Source organism: Nocardia cyriacigeorgica, assembly GCF_010858045.1.
Classification (GTDB): domain Bacteria; phylum Actinomycetota; class Actinomycetes; order Mycobacteriales; family Mycobacteriaceae; genus Nocardia; species Nocardia cyriacigeorgica_E.
Map to the genome: position 1 here is coordinate 1 of NZ_JAAGVC010000307.1, position 293 is coordinate 293.

Below are 293 nucleotides of genomic sequence, written 5' to 3' on the forward strand. Positions count from 1 at the left end.
GGTGTAGTGGGCACAGGAAGGGACGTTGGGTAGGTGACGGGCTGATTCGGGCATCGCTGGGTGTCGCTGATGAATGCCGGATGCAGCCCGAGCCGGTTCTGCTCCGCACCGCAGCGCAGCGCTTCACCAGGGAACAGATCCCGCTGGGAACCCCCCGGGCGGCAGCGCATTCGCGCGCGAAGCTGCCACCGGGGGGACTGGTCGTCGAAGCGATCCTCAGCCGCGTGCGGCGGTGAGCCTCCACCCGGCCGCCCGGGTGCGTTCCGACCAGAACGCCGCGTACCGCCCGTCGG

General features: G+C 70.6%; 1 protein-coding gene. It reads left to right on the forward strand.

Going from position 1 to position 293, the window contains the following annotated elements:
* A partial coding sequence (locus tag GV790_RS30850; RefSeq protein ID WP_218586502.1) for a hypothetical protein occupies window positions 1-236 on the forward strand: 236 nt, incomplete at its 5' end.
* Window positions 237-293: the final 57 nt, after the last annotated feature.